Raw genomic sequence first — 18,824 nt, 5'->3', positions numbered from 1 at the left:
GATGCGTTGACCGGGAGTACGGTGCCAGCCGCCCGTCCGCACGCGGATCCGCAGAACGACGTATCTCTGACAGCATCGAATTCCGTCGTTTTTGTGACGCAGAACAGTCCGAACCGACGACATAGTGATAGGCGGATACGGATTAGGCTGCCGGACATGGTTGGCCTGGGGGACGAAGGACCGCTTGTCGGGCGAACCGGCACGCTGGCCGACATACAGTCCTACCTGCGCAATGTCGGGCCGGGCGGGAGTTCCGCGGTCTTCGTGACCGGGGAGAGCGGGGTCGGCAAGACCCGGCTGCTGCGGGAGACCGCCGAGGCGCTGCGCGGCGGTGGCTTCGCCGTGCTCTTCGGCACCTGCCTCGACATCGGTGACGCCTCGCCACTGCACCCGGTGCTCCAGGCCCTGCGCCGGCACGACGACAGCACCCGTTCCACCACCGCCGACGACGCCGGCGCCCTGCTCGAACGGGTCTCCCACGACCTGCGGGCGATCGCCGGTGACCAGCAGCTCCTGCTCGTGCTCGACGATCTGCAGTGGGCCGACCGCAGCACCCGGCAGCTCCTGCTCTACCTGCTCGCCGGCCTCGGTGACGTGCGGGTCTCGGTGCTCGCGGCGATCCGGGCCGAGGCGCTGCACGGCACCCACCCGCTGCGCCGGGTGCTTGCCGAACTACGCCGGTTGCGGTCGGTGCGGGTCGTCGACCTGGCACCGCTCAACCAGGAGCAGACCCACGAGCTGGTGGCCGCGATCGTCGGGCGCGCACCGGCCGTCGAGGACGCCGACCGGGTCTTCAAACGCAGCGGCGGCAACCCCTTCGTCGTCGAGGAACTCTCCCGTGACCTGCGCGACGGCCGGGTCGAACTGTCCGACACGCTGCGCGAGATCTTCCTGTCCCGGGTGGACGAGTTGCCACCGAAAGCGCACTCCGTGGTCCACGCCATCGCCGCCGGAGTCGAGCCGATCCATCACTCGGTGCTGGCCCGCGTCGTGCCGCTGCCCGAGGATCAGCTCATCGAAGCGGTTCGGGCCGCGGTCACCCACCGGTTCGTGGCAAGCGACGGCGACGGTTACAAACTGCGGCACCGGCTGGTCGCCGAGGTCCTCGAAGCCGAGGTGCTGCCCGCCGAGGCGGCGTCCCTGCACCGGCGGTACGCGGAGGCGCTGGAGTCCTTCGAGGGCGAACCCGACAACGCCCGTCTCGCCTTCCACTGGCAGCGGGCCGGGGAACCGGGCCGGGCACTCGCCCCGGTCGTCGCGGCCGCCCACGCCGCCGAACGGATGTACGGGTTCGCCGAAGCCCACCGCTACTGGACCATCGCGCTCCAGCTCTCCGCCGAGACCGATCCGCGGCGCACCGACCTGCTGGGCAGCGCCGCCGAGTCGGCCCACCACTGTGGTGAGCACCTGCTCGCACTGGCCCGGCTGGAGGAGCTGGCCGGCCGCCCGGACGCGCCCGGTCAGTCCGACGTGCACCTGCGGCGGGCCCGCTACCTGGCGGCGGCCGGCCGGTCCGCGACCGCCGAGATCGAGTACCAGCGCGCCTTGGAAGCACCCGACTGCACCCCGCGCCGACGGGCCTCCGCCGCCGCGTACCTGGCCGAGTTGTTGCTGCATCTGGGCCGGTACGCCGACGCCAACCAGCACGCCCGGGAGGCCCTCGAACTCGCCGCGGTGAACGGGGCCACCGCCGATCTGGTCCGGGCCAGTGCCGCTCTCGGTTTCAGCGCCGCCTTCCGCGAGGATCCGGACGCCGGTCTCGCCGTCATCCGGCACGCTGTGGAGATCGCCGAGCGCTCCGGTCACCCGGACGACCTGGGTGTGGCCTACCTGCACCTCGCCGAGTTGCTCACCGGCCCGCTCAACAGCATCGAAGAGGGTGTCCTGGTGGCCCGCCGGGGTGCCGAGCAACTCGCCGCCCGCGGAGTCGGCCGGACCTACCAGACCCGGCTGCTGGCGATCGCCGCCAAGGGCCTCTTCCGGATCGGTCAGTGGGCCGAGGCGTCCGCGGTGCTGGAGACCGCGATGCGGCACCGGCCGTCCGGCGCCGACGCGGTCGAACTGCTGCTCTCCCGCTCGCAGCTCTGGGTCGGGTTCGGCGAGGTCGACCACGCCCGCCGCGACCTGGACGCGGTCGCCACCCTGCTGGCCGGCGGTGGTGCCCGGCACGTGCTGCCGATGCTCACACTGCGCGCCGGCCTGGCCATGTGGCAGGGCGAACACGCCGAGGCCCGGGCCGCCGTCCAGCGTGGTGTCACCGAGACCCGCTCCGACGACCTGGTGCTCCTCGGGGTGCTCGCCTGGCACGGTCTGCGGGCCGAGGCCCAGGCCCACGTGGCCGGGCAACCCGTCGACCCGGGCGCCATCCGGCGCCTGCGGACCGTGATGGATCGCCTGGTCAAGGGCGTGGTGGACGCGCCGCCCGCGGTTCGCGCGGTGGTCGACGGCTACCTCGACCTGTGTACCGCCGAACTGAGCCGGGTCGAGGACCGGCACGATCCCGAGCCGTGGGCGCGGGCGGCCGCGATCTGGGACCGCCGCCAGCAGCCCTACCCGGCCGCCTACGCGCGTCTGCGTCACGCCGAGGCGTCGCTGCAGCGCCGGGTCCGACGGACCGCCGCGGTCAACGGCCTGCGCCAGGCGTACGCCACGGCGCTCGCCATGGGTGCCCGCCCGTTCGCGAACGAGATCGTCGGGGTGGCCCAGCGGTTCCGGGTCACGCTCGGCGACGACACCCAGAACGCGCTGTTGGCCAGTGGTCCGGAACGGGCCGCCGATGAACTGGCCGCGCTGACCGGGCGCGAACGTGAGGTGCTCGCCGCGGTCGCCGAGGGCCTGACGAACCGGGAGATCGGTGAGCAGCTGTTCATCAGCGAGCGCACCGTGGGTGTCCACCTGGGGCACATCTTCGACAAATTGCAGGTACGTAGTCGGGTTCAAGCCAGTCGCGTGTATCTGACAGCAGCCTGACCAGGGCTTCGTTATCTTACCGTGACATACGTATGTGGAATACGTAGTTCTACCGATCCCACCGCGGAACCCCCGTGGAAATGTGAGCGCCACGGGGGAGCACCGCCCGGCTCTGGTGAGTGGGCCGGGCGGTGCTGGGGGCCCTCCGCTGTCTTGCTTCATCCACGGAGGATCCGATGACCCAGCCCATCTGGGGCCCCGTTCAGCAGGATATGTCCGATATCCTGCAACGGCATCCCGACGACGTACCCGGAGTGGTCGACCAGCTCGCTGAACTTCAGGAAGTCCTGTGCCGGGTGCCGCCGCTGCTGGCCGGCAATCCGGTGGCCGACTTCAACAAGCTCTACCTGACGATCACCGAGAACGTGCTGGAGCGCCTTTACGACGGAAAGTTCAAGGACCCGGCATTCCTGTCCCGGCTCGATGTCGAATTCGCGGCCCGATATTTCGACGCCCTGCGCTACTGGACCGAGAGCAGTCCCGCATGCCCTGGAGTGTGGGCCGGACTGTTCTGCCGGGTTCCGGGACCCGACCCTCGCCCGTTGCCGTCGGCCGTCGCCGGAGTCAACGCGCACATCAACTTCGACCTGCCGTTCGCACTGGTCACCACCTTCGACCATCTGGGCAGTGACCCCATCGACGGCAGCGATCAGCACCACGACTACCTCCAGGTCAACGACATCTTCGCGGAGGAGATCCCGGGCCTGCGGCGCGGTTATCTGGACCGCTGGCAGTTGCTCATCGACACGATGAACGGCGATCTGGACGACTGGTGGCAGGGCGAGATGGTGGAGTACACCCGTAACGTCGCCTGGCGCAACGCACAGAAGATCTGGGCCGTCCGGCACGACATGATCACTCTGGACAAGGAACGCCGGCGTCTCGACAACACCGCCACCGGTCTCGGCAAACTGCTGCTGTCGCCGTTCGGCGGTTTTCTGCAGTAAGCGATCGATCACCCGGTCGGTTGATGGCGGCGAGACTCGACCGGGTGACCCGTGCGAGGCTCACCGAGCGGCGCGAACCTCTCAGGCGGCTCCGGCTGAGCAGCAAGGGGGCAAAAGTGGGCACGCTCCCAAAAACAGGCTGGAAGCGCTTTCGCAACATGCTATAAAGGCGACTAGCGCCCAGGTACCGGGCGTCTCGCTGGCCTCACCGTGAGCGTGACTCCAGTGCCCGGCGCTGCCCTTCTGGTGCGGACGCGACCATGAGCCGGGCGAGGCGTCACACACGGGGGGATGCCTCGCCCACCCAAACCCGCGCCACCGCCAACCCGCTCCGCCGCATTCGGCCCGGCGGTCGCCGGGCGGTCTGCCGTTCGCATCACCTCGCGGGGACCGCCACGGGACTGTGGTCACTCGTACCCGGCCATTCGTTCTTGGTCCTTCGTTCTTGGTCCTTCGCCCTTCGGTCCTTCGTCCTTGAAAAAGGTTTGGGTTTTCGGGTGAGCCGGGCGGCGGACCGGGAATGGTGAGTGGCATGGCCTATGTGAATCCGGCGGGAGAGTTCACCCGCGATCAGCGGTACATCGCCACCCGGATCACCGCGGACGGGCGGGACGGCTATCCGGTCGAAGCCGGGCGATATCGGCTGGTGGTGAGCCGGGCCTGCCCGTGGGCGAACCGGGCGATCATCGTGCGGCGGCTGCTGGGACTCGAGGACGCGCTCTCGATGGGGATCGCGGGGCCGACCCATGACGAACGGAGCTGGACGTTCGACCTGGACCCCGGCGGGCGGGACCCGGTGCTCGGCATCGAACGGTTGCGGGACGCCTTTCTCACACGGTACCCGGATTACGACAAAGGCATCACTGTTCCGGCGATCGTGGACGTGCCGACCGGCAAAGTCGTCACCAATGACTTCGCGCAGATCACCATCGATCTGTCGCTGGAATGGACCGGTTTCCACCGGGACGGCGCGCCGCAGCTCTACCCTTCCGCGCTGCGGGAACAGATCGACGAGGTGAACGCGGTTGTCTTCGCGGATGTCAACAACGGCGTCTACCGGGCCGGGTTCGCAGGCACCCAGGAGGCTTACGACAAGGCTTACAACAGGCTTTTCGCCCGTCTCGACTGGCTGTCGGAGCGCCTGGCGAAACAGCGTTACCTGGCCGGGGAACAGATCACCGAGGCGGACGTACGTTTGTTCACCACGCTGGTCCGATTCGACGCCGTCTATCACGGCCATTTCAAATGCAACCGGGAGAAGCTGGCCGAGATGCCGGTGCTGTGGGCTTACGCACGCGACCTATTCCAAACCCCGGGCTTCGGCGACACGATCGATTTCACGCACATCAAACGGCATTATTACGAGGTACACCGCGACATAAACCCGAGCGGAGTGGTCCCGTCCGGCCCGGATCTCAGCGGCTGGCTCACCCCACACGACCGCGACTCCCTGGGCGGCCGCCCCTTCGGCGACGGCACTCCCCCGCCGCCGCTTTCCCCGGCCGAACAGGTTCCGGCCGAACACGCCGCTAGATAGAGCCCCGAGCCGCCGGGCGGACGGCGGCGGCGAACTGTTGGCGCGAGAGGATGGGGACGGCGCCGTAGCGGCCTGCCGAGTAGCGGCGGCTGATCGCTTCCTCCTTGCGCGGGGCCAGATCGGACAGTCCGTGGAGGCGTGAGCCGCCGTCGTCTCGTTTCTCGGCGAACCACACCTGGTCCCGGCCCAGTGGAGAACCGCCGCCCGGGTCGCCGAGCAGGGCGGCGTCGTGCGAATTGAAGATCAGCTGGGCGCGGCGCGGGTTGGTCGCCGGGTCCTGGAACAGCCGGACCAACTCGGCGACCAGGGCCGGGTGCAGGCTGGTGTCCAGTTCGTCGGCGAGCAGGACGGTGCCGTCGGCGATAGCCGTGAGGACCGGACCGGCCAGGCCGAACCACACCAGGGTGCCCAGTGACTCGTCGTCGGCGTGTGCTCGGGGCGATTCAGCCACTCCTGGTGGCGGGGCTCGGGGTGCTGCTGGTCCCGGTCACCCTCCTGGCGGAGGGCCTGCCCGACACACTGTCAGTGACAAACCTCGGCGGGTACGCCTACCTGTCACTGATCGGCACCGCTCTCGCCTACACGATCTGGTTCCGTGGCCTGGAGTTGCTGCCGGCCGCCCGGGTGTCGCTGCTCAACCTGTTCGCCCCGCTGACGGCAACCCTGATCGGCTGGGCCGCGCTGGGTCAGGCGCTGACGCCGGTGCAGCCGGCGGGCATGCTGCTCGCCTTCGGCGCGGTCGTGTGGGGACAGTCAGTGCATGTCGGCCGTCGTCACGATCCGCTGCGGGTAACCGCCGCGGGCCGCCCGCAGCATGGCCCGGCCGATCTCGGCAGTGGTGATGACGTAGCGTGGCGCGATCCGGCGGACCAGCGGGATCAGCGGGGCGGTGACCGTGTAAGCGGCGTTGTACCACCGGGTCTTCGACCGGACGCCGTGCGTGGGCTGGATGAATCCGGGCCGGAAGGCGAACCCGTTGCGGAACAGCTCCAGGATCTCCCGCTCCGTTCGGGCTTTGACCTTCGCCCACATCAGCCGGCTGTTCGCGTCGGTGCCCTCGCCGGAGACGTAGACGAAGGTGAGATCCGGGTTGCGCGGGGCCAGCGCGTGGGCGGCGGCCATCGGGAAGTCGTAGGAGATCCGGGTGTAAGCGGCCTCGTCCATCCCCACCGATGAGACGCCCAGGCAGTAGAAACAGGCGTCCCAACCGGACAGCTCGCCCTCGATTCCAGTGAGATCGGCGAAGTCGGCGAGTGTCACCTCACGCAGCCGCCGGTGGTGGATGCCGGTCGCCGAACGGGTCACCACCAGCACTTCCGTCACGTCCGGCGCGAGTAGACACTCCCGCAGCACTCCCTGACCCACCATGCCCGACGCCCCGAAAACGATCACCCGCATGCTTCCAGTGTGCCGGGTGCGTGGCGGGAAAGGCCCGGAAGCCGGGGCGTGTCCGGGCCTTTCCGGGAAGGGCTTGCGCAGTCCGCGGATGTAACTACCGTATTGAGCATGAGTGCTTACTTGAAGAATCCCGTCGTGTGGCAGGAGAGCTGGGACCGGCAACAGCAGGCGTTCATGCCGGACCGGGAGGAGCGGTTCGCCGCGATGCTCGACGCGGTGGCCGCCGTCACCGAGGGTGACGCACCCCGGCTGCTCGACCTGGCCGGCGGCACCGGCAGCATCTCGTTGCGGCTGCTGGCCCGGTTCCCGCGGGCCCGGGTCACCGTCCTGGACCAGGACCCGGTGCTGATGGCGATCGCCGGGTCCTCGCTGCGAGATCGCGGTTCGGTGATCGACGCCGACCTGAGTGACAGTGGCTGGCGGGCGAAGCTGCCGGCTGAACCGTTCGACGCGGTGCTGACCGCGACCGCGCTGCACTGGCTGCCGGCCGACCGGATCAGCGCGCTCTACGCGGAGATCCGGGAGGTGCTGCGCCCGGGCGGTGTCTTCGCGAACGCCGACCACATGGAGGACGAGGACCTGCCGGAGTTGTCCGAGAAGCTGCGTGATCACCGCGCGGCGGAGCGGGACGCCCGGTACGCGGCGGGCGCGGCCACGTCCTGGCCTCAGTGGTGGGACCGGGCCGCCGCCGACGAGCAGCTGGCCCCGAAGGCGGCGCAGCGGGCGTTGGTCTACCCGGCGAACCGGCACCACCAGGAGTGGAACCCGCCGGTGACGTGGCACGTCGAGATGCTGCGCCAGGCCGGTTTCCGCGAGGCGGGCGTCCTGTGGCGCGGCGGCCCGGACGCGGCGGTAGCCGGCATCCGGTAGATCTCAGGAGGTCCAGCGGAGGAAGCGGTCGAAGAGATCCGAGGCGGGCGCCTGGGGCATGTCCCGGGCGGCCTCCTCGAGGTGGTCCCACATCAGGACGGCCAGGTCGACGCGGTTGCGGCCCCGGGCGAGGTGTTCACGAGCCGGGTCGCACGGCCAGGGCAGGCCGCAGACTCCGCATCTCCAGGACGGCCGGTCGGGGTTGTGCTCCACCTGGTAGCCGCTCCTTCTGAAAAGGCCCTCCGTTTCCCACACATTGCGCGTGCGCCGCCCGGCGGTCAACAGCCTGCGCGGCCTGCTCGCTTGTCCGGGTGACGCCCATCAGGGGCATCGGCACTCATCGTTTCGGTGCGGTCACGGTGGGTCGCGCCGGCCGGAAATCGCGGGCTCGGGGAGATGGCTCGATTCTCGCCCGATATGTACCGGTCTTTGGGAGCATGAGGCTGATGGCGGGCCCACGACCGAGGACGGTGAGATGACCTACGACGGACAGCCGGACCCAGGCAGCGGCCTGTACGTCTCCTCGGCGGCCCTGGCTCCGCAGCGTTCGGCCCGGCGGCGCAAGCAGGCGATCGTGGCGGTGGCCGGAGCGGCGGCGCTGCTGGCCGGTGCCGGGTTCCTGGTGACGCAGTTGATGAACGAGCAGCAACCAGGCCTGCCCGAACCCGCCGCGCTGGCGCCGATGACACCGCCGGTGACCACGGAACCCACCACCGCTGCCCCGATGGCCTCGCCCACCCGTACCCCCAAGACCACCCGGCAGGCCGTGCCGGTGCAGATCAGCCCGATGCCACCGCCTCCCCCGGCGAGTCTCGAACCGGGCTATCCGGACCCCGGTGACGGCCTGTCCACCGGCGGAGTCGCCGCCGCCGAGCCGTTGTACCCGGAGCCGGACCTCGACGATCAGCCGATCGGGGAACGGACCGAGGCGCTGGGATCCGGGACGATCCGGATCCTCAGCGCCCGGCGGGATCTGACCAGCGAGCGTCAGACTCTGCTCTCCCGGGACGTGGGCCACGCCGTCGGGCGCGGGATCCGCTGCACGACCGAGATCCGGTTCGGGACCGGCATACCGGCCGGGGATCCGGGAATCCTGGTGTGCTGGCGGACCTCGGCGAGCCGCAGCGTGATCACGATCGGACAGAACACCGACACCGCGTCGAGCATCTCGGTGCTCAGCCGCGAGTGGCAGGCGATGGAGTAGGTCAGGCCACGATCGGTGCGGTGGTCACTCCGGCCACGGCCGGGCTGTCCGGAACCACCACGCGGTAGCTCTGGCCGGGCGTGACACCGTTGACGGTGATCCGGGCGGGCGAGGCCGGCACGGTCCAGGTGGCCACGGTCGCCCAGTCGGTACCGGCACCCTGCTGGATCTCGATGTCCTGCCCGGTCGCGCCGGTCACGGTGAGGGTGAGTTCCCGCTCGCCGGACTTGAACATGGTGACGACGGCCTTCACCCGGTAGCTGACCGGCGCCGACGTGACACCCTCGGCTTTGAGGACCACCTGGTAGGACGCGTTCGCGGCCCGGGTCACCTGCGCCATCCCGTTGGGGCCGGTGTAGGTGCGGGTGCACTGAGCGTCGGCGTCGGTCTCGGTCACGCACAGCTCGACCGGCTTGCCGGCCCACGCCTGCCCGTTGACCTTGACGGTGAACCTGGTGGTGGTGGACGTCCCGTAGACGACGTCGGCCGTGGTTACGTTCGCGGTGATCTCCGGCTTGATCTTGGACGGCGCTGTTGTCGGCGGGACCGTGGCGGGAGCCTTGGTGACGGCCTCCAGCGCGGCGACCGCGTCGATCCGGCCGCTGCCGAAGTCGGTGTCGGCACCCTTCGGGCCCAGGTCGACGGCCGACTTCTTCAGCGCGGCCTCGATCTGGTCCGGCGTCAGCGCGGCGTCGAAGCTCTTGAGCAGCGCGGCGACGGCGGCCACGTGCGGCGCCGCCATCGAGGTGCCGCTCATCGACTTGTAGGAGCCCTTCGCGGACGGGTACGTGCTGACGATGCCGCTGCCGGGAGCGGCCACGTCGACGTAGGTCCCGGCGTTCGAGTACACCCCGACCTGGTCCGCCGAGTCGGTCGCGGCGACCGCGATCACACCGGCGTCAGCGGCCGGGTACGCGGTCGGGCTGCCGTCGCGGCGGCTGTTTCCGGCCGCGGCGATGACCGTGACACCCTTGCTCCGGGCGTACTTGATGGCGTTGCTGACCGCGGTGACCTTGGTGGTGCCGCCCAGCGACATGTTGATCACCTGCGCGCCGTTGTCGGCGGCCCAGACGATGCCCTCGGCGGTGTCGGACATGTTGCCGCTGCCCGCGTCGGACAGCACCTTGACCGGCAGGATCTTGACGTCCGGCGCGACACCGGAGACGCCCACGCCGTTGCCGGTGACGGCCGCGATCGTGCCGGCCACGTGGGTGCCGTGGCCGTGCCCGTCGGTGGTCGGCCCGGCCTTGTCGGTGATGGCGTCGTAGCCGCTGAGGACGTTGCCCTTGAGGTCCGGGTGGTCGGCGTCGACACCGCTGTCGATGACGGCCACGGTCACACCGGCGCCGGTCGAGCGCGGCCAGGCGTCCGTCGAGCGGATCTTGGTGAGATCCCACTGCTGGGCCCGGTACGGGTCGGAGCCGGCCGGCACACCGAGCGCGTACACCGGGGCGTCCATCTCGACACCGACCGCGTCGTCCGCCTGCTGCGCGTCCTCGACCAGCTTGACGGCGGCCGCCTTGTCGGTGGCCTTCTTGACGGTGACGACCGGACGGCCGTCCCGGTCCAGGGTGGTGGTCACCACACGCGCGGGCCGCGCCTCGGTGACGGTCGCCGGAACGAGTTGTTCGGGAGCAGCGGTCAGACCGTACGACACCGGCGTCCAGTCGGTGGTGCCGGCCGGAAGTGCGAGCACCCCCACGGCGGCGAGAGCACCCGCGGCGATGGCACTGGCGGCGAACTTACGGATCATCAACTGTGTTCCTCCCCCTTGAGCGACAGGACAAAGACTCAAGGAGGAGGGGTGCACCTTCCGTTGCCGGACAGGTGTCCGTCAGGAGCAGTGGATTCTCAGCCCGAGATGGTATTGCTCGTGGCTCCGAGGATCGTGGCGGTACCAGGCACGACCGCCCGGTACTTCTGCCCGGCCCGTAGCCCGGAGACCGTCATCTTCTGCACCGCCGCGTAGGCGCCGATGGTCTCCCATCCGCGGGTGCTCGAATACTGCTGGATCTGCACGTTCTGCCCGTTCACACCGTTAAGGACCACGAGCATCACCCCTCGGCTCGTCAGACTGGCGGTGACTGTCGCCCGTACCGTCCAGATCGCGGTCGGCGACATCGCGGCCAGTGTCGTGTCCGTCTCCGCCAACCGCACCTGGACCTTGTATCCGGCGGTGGCGGCGCGGGTCACCAGCACGGTTCCCGTCGAGGTGGTCTGCGTCCCGGTGCAAACGTCGGAGATGCAGAGCTGTACCGGCTTTTTCGCCCAGGCGCTGCCCGAGACCCGGATCGTGAACGTGGTCGCCGTGCTGCTGCCGTAGACCACCTCACGGGTGGTGACATTAGAGGTGATCAGCGGGTTGAGTTTGGGCTTGGCGCTGGTGGGGGCGACGCTCGGCGCGGGACTCGCGGTCCGGCTCGCGCTGGGCGTCCCCGACGGGGTCGCGCTGGGCGACTCGGACGGGGTCGCGCTGGGCGACTCGGACGGGGTCTCTGTCGGGCCGCTGGTGGTCGGAGCGGTCGCCGGAACGCTGGCCGTGGGGGCGGTCATGGTCGGTGTCGTCGGGGCGGTGGTCACCGGCATGACCGCCGCCAGAGCCGCAGCCGCGTCGATCCGGCCATATCCGTGGTCGTTGTCGAAGCCCTTCGTGCCCAGGTCGACGGCCGACTTCTCCAGGACGAGTTCGATCTGGTCCGGCGTCAGGTGCGGCTGATAGGCCTTGAGCAGTGCGGCGGCTGCCGCGACGTGCGGCGAGGCCATCGAGGTGCCGTTCATCGAGGCGTACGCCTTACCGAGCGCCGCCGGATACGTGCTGATGATCGCGCTGCCGGGCGCAGTGACGTCGACGTAACCACCGGCGTTGGAGTAGGAGGCGACCTTGTCGGCCGAGTCGGTGGCGGCGACCGCGATCACCCCGGCGTCCGCGCCCGGATACGAGATCGGACTTCCCTGCTGACGGGCGTTGCCGGCCGCCGCGATCACCGTGACGCCCTTACTTCGCGCGTAGGCGATGGCGTTGCTGACCGCGGCGACCTTGCTAGTACTGCCCAGCGACATGTTGATCACCTGCGCGCCGTTGTCGGCGGCCCAGACGATGCCCTCGGCCGTGTCCGACATGACACCGCTTCCGGAGTCGGACAGCACCTTGACCGGCAGAATCCTCGTGTCCGGCGCCACCGCGCTGACCCCGACATCGTTGCCGGTCACCGCCGCGATCGTGCCCGCCACATGGGTGCCGTGCCCGTTGCCGTCCCGGCTGGCTCCCGCCTTGTTGGTGATCGCGTCGTACCCGTTGAGAACCTTGCCCTTGAGATCCGGGTGGGTGGGATCCACTCCTGTGTCGATCACCGCGACGGTCACCCCCGCGCCTGTCGACTTCTGCCAGGCATCGGCCACCCGCATCTTGGTCAGGTCCCACTGCTGCGAGCGGTAGGGGTCGGATCCGATGGGAGCGCCCAGGGCATGCACCGGCGCGTCCATCTCGACGCTCACCGCGCCTTCGGCCTGCTGCGCCGCCTTGACCAGCGCGGTCGCGGTACTCTTGTCGGTGGCCTCCTGGACGGTGACGACCGGTCGGCCGTCGGCGTCGATCGTGGTGCTGACGACCCGCGCCGGTTGCGCCGCGGTCACGGTCGCCGGGAGAAGCTCCTCCGGGCTCTGGGTGAGGCCATAGGTGACAGGCCGCCAGCCGGCGTTCCCGGCAGGCAGGACGAAAGCCCCCGCGGCGGCAGCGAGCAAACCCCCCGCCACCGCCCCAGCGGCATATCGGAGCAGCTGAACCCGCATCCTCGAAGTCCCTCCCGTTTGCAGTCGGGGACCAGCATCGGCGCGTTCCGGGGGGTGCTTATCCTTTCGTCGGTTGCGGCTCGGTAGCGGGCGTCCCCGCCGGCCGTCGGGGACGGGTTCGCCGGGCGAACTTCGGCTCGGCCGCCGATACGCGGGTAACGGAAAGGACTCCACCCGCAGCGGGGGATCTCGCCGTGCTGCGGAACCACCGCGTTCTCAGGCGATCCACGACCGATTCTCAGCTTCCTACCGGCCGTTTCAGCACGTTTCGACAGCCCTGTTGCGACGATGAAACTCGAGTCCATTACCTGACTCGATGGGCCACCAGCCGAACCCAAGGGACTTCGAGATGACCAGAGAACATGAAAACAAGCCCGCCTCAGGACCTCAGTCACCGGCCCGGTCCCAGCGCCGGCGCCGGCGGCTGGCCGTGGGAACAGCGGGGCTGGCCGCACTACTGGGTCCCAGCGCCTACGTGGTGACCAGCGAGATCGTCGATGAGTCGCGCCAGACCACCGCGCAGCAGGTCCCGGTGGTCGCCCCGGTCACCACCGCGCAGGCTTCGGCACCTCCCGGCGGCGCATCGGGCGCGATGAGGCCCGCAGCGCCGGAACAGACCGTCGAGGCCGCCCCGTCGCCTCTCTCCAGTGAGGTGATCAAGGAGATTCTCGATGCGCGAAAGAAGATGGCCGACGACGGAGTGGACCTCAAGCGCCCACTGCAGCCCTCCACCACCGCCACCGCCGATTCGGTGAAAGCGATCACCGAGGGTTCTCTGAACAGCGGCGGCATCGTACGGATGGTCACCGCCCGGGAGGACCTCACCGGACAGCGCGAACTCGCCTGGGTCAGTGGGGGGATCAAGAAGTACCGCGATGTGCCCTGCTCTCAGACCGTCAGGTTCAGCGCCGACTCCCAACCGGAGAAAAAGGACAACCTGCTGATCTGCTGGCGGACCAGCCCGACGAAGAGCGTGATCTCGATCGTGGTCGATCCCGAGGGGAAGCCGTCACGGACGAAAGCCGTGAACGCTTTGAAAGAGGAGTGGCGCTCGATGGAGTGACAAGCAACGACAGAGCGGTGGCCGGAGATGAAATCCGGGCCACCGCTCTTATTTCAGTACGGTATTGCTCGTGATCAGAACGGCGAGACGGTGAACGACGAACCGCTCGAGACGACCGAGAAGTTGTAGTCGGCGTCGTTGAGGCCGTCCTTGGCGTTGACGACTGTCACCGTGTAGGTGCCGTCCGGCACGTCGACGGTGGTGATGGTCGGCGTGTCCGTGGTCGCCGAGTCCACCATGGCGGTCAGGTTGAGCGTGCAGATGATCTCGCCATCGCTGATCGGCAGGATGTTGTTGCAGTACGAGACCGGGAGGGCCGTACCGGTGTCCACAGCGGCCTTGTCGGTGGCGAAGTCCCGCGCGTTCCAGTCGTTGTCGGTCAGAAGCACATAAGCGGTGCTGGCCGACAGGGCTGTGGCGGTAGTCACGTTGCCGAAGGTCAGCGTTCCGAAACCGGCACCGGTGATGTCCAGGATCGGGCTGCTGGCGGACGCGGCGGTGTTCGGGGTGACGGTGATGCCGTAGGTGTAGGTGTAGACGGTTGTCGCCGTTGTCTTGGTGCCGGCGGCCGTGGTCACACTCAACGACACCGGGCCGGCCGCGTGTGCCGTCGTCGTGCCGCTGAAGGATGTCGTGCTCAGGGCGGTGATGCTGTTGATCGAGCTACCGCCAAGAGACGCGGTGAGCAGCGCACCGGTCGTCAGCGGGATACCGGTCAGGCCGGTGATGGTGATGGAGGCGCCACCCTGAGCCGGGCCGGAGGCCGACGAGAAAGCCGCACTGGCGACGCTGAGGACCGGCGCGACGGAGTAGATCGCCGGGGCCGTGCTCATCGCGGCTCCGGTGCTGTTGCTGAGGTAGCTGCAGATGTGCCAGGCCGTGGTGACGTCGGCGCCGCCGACGATGACCGTCGCCGGCAGGGTGACGGCGATCTTGGAGCTAGAGATCTTGGTCGTCGTCGCCGCGTAAGGCTCGAGAACGGCCGACACGCTGGCGGGGTACGTCAGCGGGCAGCTGTTTCGGGTCGCGAGCACCGCCGGGGTCCCGGTGAAGGGTGCGGCGCCGCCCGTGGTCGACACGGTCAGGGTGGGCTGGGTGCCCGAGCTTCCCCCGGTCGGAACGAGTGCCCCCGCTGGCAGGGTCGAACTGTAGGACGCGAACGTCACGCCACCTCGGAGGGACAGCGCGCTCGTGCCGGCCGTCGTCCCAGCGTAGGAGCAGACGTAGTAGGCGGTTCCGGCGGTCAGCGTCGCCGGGACCGTGATGGTGAGCACCGAGGTGGACGTCTTCACCGTCGTACCGACGATCGCCGTGGAACTCGGTGTGGTGTAGGTGGTAGGGCAGGCGGTCACCCCGGAGACGAATTGGGTGGCGTAGCTGGCGCCGGTGAGGACGGCGCTGCTGGCTGTCAGCGTCGGCTTGTCCGCTGCCTGCCCCGTTGTCGCGCTCAGCGTCCCGACGTTCACCGCGGTGACGGTGATGGTGCCGGAGCCGGACATAGTGTCAGCGGCGAACGAGCCACCGGTCGTGGCGTCGTCGTAGAAACACGGCTTGTAGGTAGCCGCCGGCAGTGCCGGCGTGGTGACGTAGGCGGTCGACGTGTCGATGGCCGTGATCAGGCCACCGTCGACAGTGCCGGTCTGGGCGGTGTTGTAGTTGGCTGGGCACGAGTTGGCCGACAATGCGAATCGGACGCCCAATGTGTTGACGAGAGCAGTACCGCCGGTGATGTACAGGACGGTACCGCCGCTGATGGCGACCTGGCTCGTGCTGAGCGTCAGCGTCGCGGCGGCGAAGGCCGGCATGGCCGGCGCGCTCGCCAGCGCCGCCACGGTCGCGATGGCCGCGGCGGCTCCGGCAACCAACGGGCGGTTGCCGGTTTCGGTTCGGGACTTGCGCATGCGAGGTCCTCCTACGGTCTTGCGAACCGCATGTGTGGATTGGGTGGGCCCGCACTCCCATAGGCGGCGGGCCATCTCAGCTGAAGCCTAACGTGGTAAATACGAGGATTTGTCAGGAATAACAGAACTACTGGAACGGCTCGAAACAGTCGTCTCAGGACCAAAAAACGAAGGTCGCCCAGGGGCTCGAACTCCCTGGGCGACCACCATGGCGATGTAGATCAGGATGCCGCGACGGTGAACGACGAACTGGCGGAAACGGTGCTCTGGCTGTAACCGGCCGCGGTGGTGTCCACACCCAGCGAACCCTCGGTGACGAAGGTCAGCGTGTAGGCCCCCGCCGGCACCCCGAGCGGGTCGTGGAGGCTGGCCGTGATGTTGGGCGCCGTAGCGGTGGCATTCGCGGACAGGGTGGCTCCCGCGCCGTTGGCAGCGATGGCCGTGATCGTGGTGCCCGCCGGAATACCGGCTCCGGTGATGACGCGTCCCAGGTCAGCACTGGTGAACGCGGCGCTGTCCGCGGCGATTTCAGCCGAGGCGTTCGTGGTGTCGACAGTGCCGTTGGTGCGGACAGCGGCCGAACCGATACGAGCGGTCACCGAGGTCGCGACCGTGGCCGTCGCCTTCATGGAAAGGATGGCCTGCGTTCCGGAGAGCACGTCGACGATCGTAGTGCCGTCCTGGACCGCCGCGGTCCCGGCGGTCTGGGTCAGCGTCTTGCCGATGTCGTCAGCGGTGAAGCTCGCCGTGGCCGACGAGATCAGGCGGCTGTTGGCGGTGGTGTCGATGTCGGTGACCGAACGGCCGACCGCGATCTGTGGCGTGATCGTGCCGGCCGAACTCAGCCGCTGGTCGAGGCGCAGGGTGCAGATCAGCTCGTTATCGCTGATCGGCAGGACGTCGTTGCACTCCGAAACCGGGCCGTTCACCTTGTTGCTCGCCCCGTCATCGGCCGGGTTGTAGCCGCCGCGCACGAGGTAGATGTGCGCGTCGCTGACCGTGGTGCTGAAGGTGGTGGAGAGGAAGCCGACGCCCTTGACCGCCACGACCACCTCGTCGATATCGGTGGAAGCCGTGTTCGGGGTGATCGCGATGCCGTTGAGGAAGGAGTAAGCACTCGACAACGACCGGGTACCCGCCGGGGTGGTCACCACCAGGGCGACGTTTCGCTCCACACCGTGCATCGGGGTTCGGGCGGTGAAGGTGTTCTCGTTGACCGGCATGATCTCGGTCAACGGGAGGCCACCCAGGGTGGCCTGGATCGAACCGGGCGCCGTGGGGAACCCGGTGCCGGACACCGTGATCATCGTACCGCCGAGGGCTGTACCCGAGGCCGGCATGATCGAGGACAGGGTCTGCACGACCGACGCCGTGTAGGGCGCGGCCGCCAGCATCGTGCTGGCGCCAACGGTCGTACCGTTGTAGACGCAGATCTGGAACGGGGTCGGCCCGGCGGGGGCGGAGCCTGCGAGCGGGGGCACCGTGAGGGCGACACGGGTGTCCGAGGCCTTACGGATCCGGCCGGCTGCCGGGTGTACGACGTTGTAACCGGAGGCGGCGGTGAAGGTCCGCGGGCACCGCTCGGCCGAGGCCAGCAGGACACCGGGCGCACCGACACCCACCAGGATGCCCTGCGGCGAGTCGAGGGTGATGCCGTTGCCGCCCGCCCAGGAGCCGACCGGGCTGCTCAGCGTGACTGCCGGCAGGGAGACGCCGTAGGTGCTGGCGGACACACCGACGAGAGTGCTGCCGTTGCTCGTCCCACTGTAGAAACAGGCGAGGTAGTTCGTGCCCGGCCCGGTACCGACCACGCCCGAGGGAACCGTGGAGGTGGCAGCGGTGCCGGAGGCGCGGTTGAGGGCAGCGGCCAGACTGCCGGGAGTTCCGTAGGTACCGGGGCAACCGGACCCCGCGTCAGCGAAGGCCAGGCCCACCGCGGTGGCGAAGACAGGGCTGGCCGCGGGTGCCGCGAAGGATATCTGGTTTCCGCCTCCGCTCGGGCCGTTCGGCGGCATCATGCCGATGCCGGGTGTGACCGTGAAGGTCGAGGCAGTGGTGTCGTAGACCGCAGTGGTCGTGGCCAGAGTGCCGTTGTAGACACAGAACTTCCACTCGCGGGCCGCACCGCTGTTCAGCGTCACCCCGGGTGGGACCACGAAGGTGGCCTCGTCACTGTCGATCTTCGTCGGGCTGCCGGCCGGGACGACGGTCTGGCCGGTGATCGAGGTGACGTAGGCGGGACATGCGGTACCGCTCGCGAAACCGGTGGCGAAGAAGGCGACCGGGTTGCCGGTGTCGAATGGCGTACCGGGAGCGTCGACCTTGATGACGGTACCGGCTGGCCCGCCCACTGGACTCAGAGAGTCGAGCGCGGCGGCGAAGGCCGCCGGTGCTCCGAGGAACATCGAAGCACCCACCGCGGTGGTGGTCAGGCCGGCACAGATCAGCCGAGCCCGCCTTCCAGAGGCCGCCCTACGGCCTCTGGACGCTGTCTTGCTCATTCGAGGTCCCCCTACCGGCCCATTCGGAACCGTTCGCTGGATTAGGGCCCACCGACGTGGTCGCGAGCCGTCACCCGGGAAGGGTATCTATCTCAAATACTTCAAATGACCATAAAAGATAATTTTGTATATTTAAATAGTTACCAGCACGCCGCCCTGCGGTCCTGAGGACGGGATTCGCCAGCCGAGATCCCAGGAAAGCCTTACCTGAATACATTCAAGGGAAGGCTTACCTAACCATTATTCGCGTTCGGAAATCAATACCGAAAATCGCGTCGACTCCAAGCATCGGGGTATATTGCTGAGCGCCGAAATGACGTGCCGGATAGAAGGAGAACCGCCGTGACTCAGATGTTGAACATGCCCCGCGTGCAGGCCTGCACCGCCACCGGGTGTGGGTACAACCACAATGGCTGCACCGCCTTCGCGATCACCATCAGTGAGAGCAACTCCGCGTGTGGCACCTTCGCGGGTGCGGGGCTCTCCGGTGGAATGGGCATCGCTACCGCCCAGGTGGGCGCCTGTAAACGGGCCGACTGCAAATACAACGACAACCTGGAGTGCCAGGCGCCGGCCATCACCGTGGGTGCCTCCGCGGACCTGGCGGACTGCCTGACCTACGAGCACGCCTGACGAGGCACTGC

Annotated in this window: 14 protein-coding genes and 1 pseudogene; 8 read left to right on the top strand and 7 right to left on the bottom strand. The window is 68.7% G+C overall.

Going from position 1 to position 18,824, the window contains the following annotated elements; translation table 11 throughout:
* Window positions 1-156 precede the first annotated feature (156 nt).
* The 3 genes from BLU81_RS42695 to BLU81_RS42685 all read left to right on the top strand — a co-directional run bounded on the left by BLU81_RS42695 (window position 157) and on the right by BLU81_RS42685 (window position 5,454).
* Window positions 157-2,970, top strand: coding sequence for a helix-turn-helix transcriptional regulator (locus BLU81_RS42695; RefSeq protein WP_092554806.1), 2,814 nt, complete (start codon window positions 157-159; stop codon window positions 2,968-2,970).
* A 176-nt stretch (window positions 2,971-3,146) separates the two neighbouring features.
* Window positions 3,147-3,917, top strand: a complete 771-nt coding sequence (locus tag BLU81_RS42690; protein ID WP_092554804.1) for a DUF5995 family protein — start codon at window positions 3,147-3,149, stop codon at window positions 3,915-3,917.
* Window positions 3,918-4,449: 532 nt separating this feature from the next.
* On the top strand, window positions 4,450-5,454 hold the full coding sequence (locus BLU81_RS42685) for a glutathione S-transferase family protein (protein WP_092554802.1): 1,005 nt from the start codon (window positions 4,450-4,452) through the stop codon (window positions 5,452-5,454).
* Here the strand turns inward: BLU81_RS42685 and BLU81_RS42680 are convergent.
* Window positions 5,447-5,905, bottom strand: coding sequence for an AAA family ATPase (locus tag BLU81_RS42680; protein WP_092554800.1), 459 nt, complete (start codon window positions 5,903-5,905; stop codon window positions 5,447-5,449). The two genes, BLU81_RS42685 and BLU81_RS42680, sit on opposite strands and share 8 nt — an antisense overlap.
* Here BLU81_RS42680 and BLU81_RS51720 point away from each other — a divergent pair.
* Window positions 5,866-6,186 (top strand): annotated as a pseudogene (locus BLU81_RS51720) (EamA family transporter); the annotation flags it as partial. The gene BLU81_RS42680 and the pseudogene BLU81_RS51720 sit on opposite strands and share 40 nt — an antisense overlap.
* A gap of 21 nt (window positions 6,187-6,207) precedes the next feature.
* Here BLU81_RS51720 and BLU81_RS51165 read toward each other — a convergent pair.
* Window positions 6,208-6,852, bottom strand: a complete 645-nt coding sequence (locus tag BLU81_RS51165; protein WP_231953789.1) for an NAD-dependent epimerase/dehydratase family protein — start codon at window positions 6,850-6,852, stop codon at window positions 6,208-6,210.
* Between the two features lie 108 nt (window positions 6,853-6,960).
* Between BLU81_RS51165 and BLU81_RS42670 the strand changes: the two genes are divergently transcribed.
* Window positions 6,961-7,722, top strand: a complete 762-nt coding sequence (locus BLU81_RS42670; protein WP_092554798.1) for a class I SAM-dependent methyltransferase — start codon at window positions 6,961-6,963, stop codon at window positions 7,720-7,722.
* 3 nt (window positions 7,723-7,725) lie between these two features.
* Here BLU81_RS42670 and BLU81_RS42665 read toward each other — a convergent pair whose 3' ends face one another.
* Window positions 7,726-7,935, bottom strand: a complete 210-nt coding sequence (locus BLU81_RS42665; protein WP_092558448.1) for a hypothetical protein — start codon at window positions 7,933-7,935, stop codon at window positions 7,726-7,728.
* Between the two features lie 262 nt (window positions 7,936-8,197).
* Here BLU81_RS42665 and BLU81_RS42660 point away from each other — a divergent pair, with 262 nt between their 5' ends.
* The gene (locus BLU81_RS42660) at window positions 8,198-8,926 is read left to right on the top strand and encodes a hypothetical protein (protein ID WP_092554796.1); all 729 of its coding nucleotides are present in this window, start codon (window positions 8,198-8,200) and stop codon (window positions 8,924-8,926) included.
* Window position 8,927: 1 nt separating this feature from the next.
* Here the strand turns inward: BLU81_RS42660 and BLU81_RS42655 are convergent, their stop codons facing one another.
* A complete protein-coding gene (locus tag BLU81_RS42655; RefSeq protein ID WP_092554794.1) occupies window positions 8,928-10,679 on the bottom strand; it encodes a S8 family peptidase in 1,752 nt (583 codons plus the stop codon).
* A gap of 98 nt (window positions 10,680-10,777) precedes the next feature.
* Complete coding sequence (locus tag BLU81_RS42650; protein WP_092554792.1) at window positions 10,778-12,715, bottom strand: S8 family peptidase; 1,938 nt, start codon at window positions 12,713-12,715, stop codon at window positions 10,778-10,780.
* Between the two features lie 349 nt (window positions 12,716-13,064).
* Here BLU81_RS42650 and BLU81_RS42645 point away from each other — a divergent pair, with 349 nt between their 5' ends.
* Window positions 13,065-13,778, top strand: a complete 714-nt coding sequence (locus BLU81_RS42645) for a hypothetical protein (RefSeq protein ID WP_157752019.1) — start codon at window positions 13,065-13,067, stop codon at window positions 13,776-13,778.
* Window positions 13,779-13,852: 74 nt separating this feature from the next.
* Here BLU81_RS42645 and BLU81_RS42640 read toward each other — a convergent pair whose 3' ends face one another.
* Window positions 13,853-15,679 (bottom strand): hypothetical protein, encoded by a 1,827-nt coding sequence (locus BLU81_RS42640; protein ID WP_092554788.1) that lies wholly within the window; start codon window positions 15,677-15,679, stop codon window positions 13,853-13,855.
* Between the two features lie 221 nt (window positions 15,680-15,900).
* The gene (locus tag BLU81_RS42635; RefSeq protein WP_172890731.1) at window positions 15,901-18,084 is read right to left on the bottom strand and encodes an IPT/TIG domain-containing protein; all 2,184 of its coding nucleotides are present in this window, start codon (window positions 18,082-18,084) and stop codon (window positions 15,901-15,903) included.
* A gap of 447 nt (window positions 18,085-18,531) precedes the next feature.
* Between BLU81_RS42635 and BLU81_RS42630 the strand changes: the two genes are divergently transcribed.
* A complete protein-coding gene (locus tag BLU81_RS42630) occupies window positions 18,532-18,813 on the top strand; it encodes a DUF1540 domain-containing protein (protein ID WP_373873328.1) in 282 nt (93 codons plus the stop codon).
* Window positions 18,814-18,824: the final 11 nt, after the last annotated feature.

The sequence above is a fragment of the Actinoplanes derwentensis genome (genome assembly GCF_900104725.1).
In the GTDB taxonomy this organism is placed as follows: Bacteria; Actinomycetota; Actinomycetes; order Mycobacteriales; family Micromonosporaceae; genus Actinoplanes; species Actinoplanes derwentensis.
This window is presented reverse-complemented; position numbering and strand designations above follow the sequence as displayed.

Coding starts and splice junctions, on each gene's coding strand:
- BLU81_RS42635 (WP_172890731.1), bottom strand. CDS start 18,084: ATGTTCCTCGGAGCACCGGCGGCCTTCGCCGCCGCGCTCGACTCTCTG.
- BLU81_RS42655 (WP_092554794.1), bottom strand. CDS start 10,679: ATGATCCGTAAGTTCGCCGCCAGTGCCATCGCCGCGGGTGCTCTCGCC.
- BLU81_RS42685 (WP_092554802.1), top strand. CDS start 4,450: ATGGCCTATGTGAATCCGGCGGGAGAGTTCACCCGCGATCAGCGGTAC.
- BLU81_RS42660 (WP_092554796.1), top strand. CDS start 8,198: ATGACCTACGACGGACAGCCGGACCCAGGCAGCGGCCTGTACGTCTCC.
- BLU81_RS51165 (WP_231953789.1), bottom strand. CDS start 6,852: ATGCGGGTGATCGTTTTCGGGGCGTCGGGCATGGTGGGTCAGGGAGTG.
- BLU81_RS42670 (WP_092554798.1), top strand. CDS start 6,961: ATGAGTGCTTACTTGAAGAATCCCGTCGTGTGGCAGGAGAGCTGGGAC.
- BLU81_RS42690 (WP_092554804.1), top strand. CDS start 3,147: ATGACCCAGCCCATCTGGGGCCCCGTTCAGCAGGATATGTCCGATATC.
- BLU81_RS42695 (WP_092554806.1), top strand. CDS start 157: ATGGTTGGCCTGGGGGACGAAGGACCGCTTGTCGGGCGAACCGGCACG.
- BLU81_RS42630 (WP_373873328.1), top strand. CDS start 18,532: ATGTTGAACATGCCCCGCGTGCAGGCCTGCACCGCCACCGGGTGTGGG.
- BLU81_RS42650 (WP_092554792.1), bottom strand. CDS start 12,715: ATGCGGGTTCAGCTGCTCCGATATGCCGCTGGGGCGGTGGCGGGGGGT.
- BLU81_RS42640 (WP_092554788.1), bottom strand. CDS start 15,679: ATGCGCAAGTCCCGAACCGAAACCGGCAACCGCCCGTTGGTTGCCGGA.
- BLU81_RS42645 (WP_157752019.1), top strand. CDS start 13,065: ATGACCAGAGAACATGAAAACAAGCCCGCCTCAGGACCTCAGTCACCG.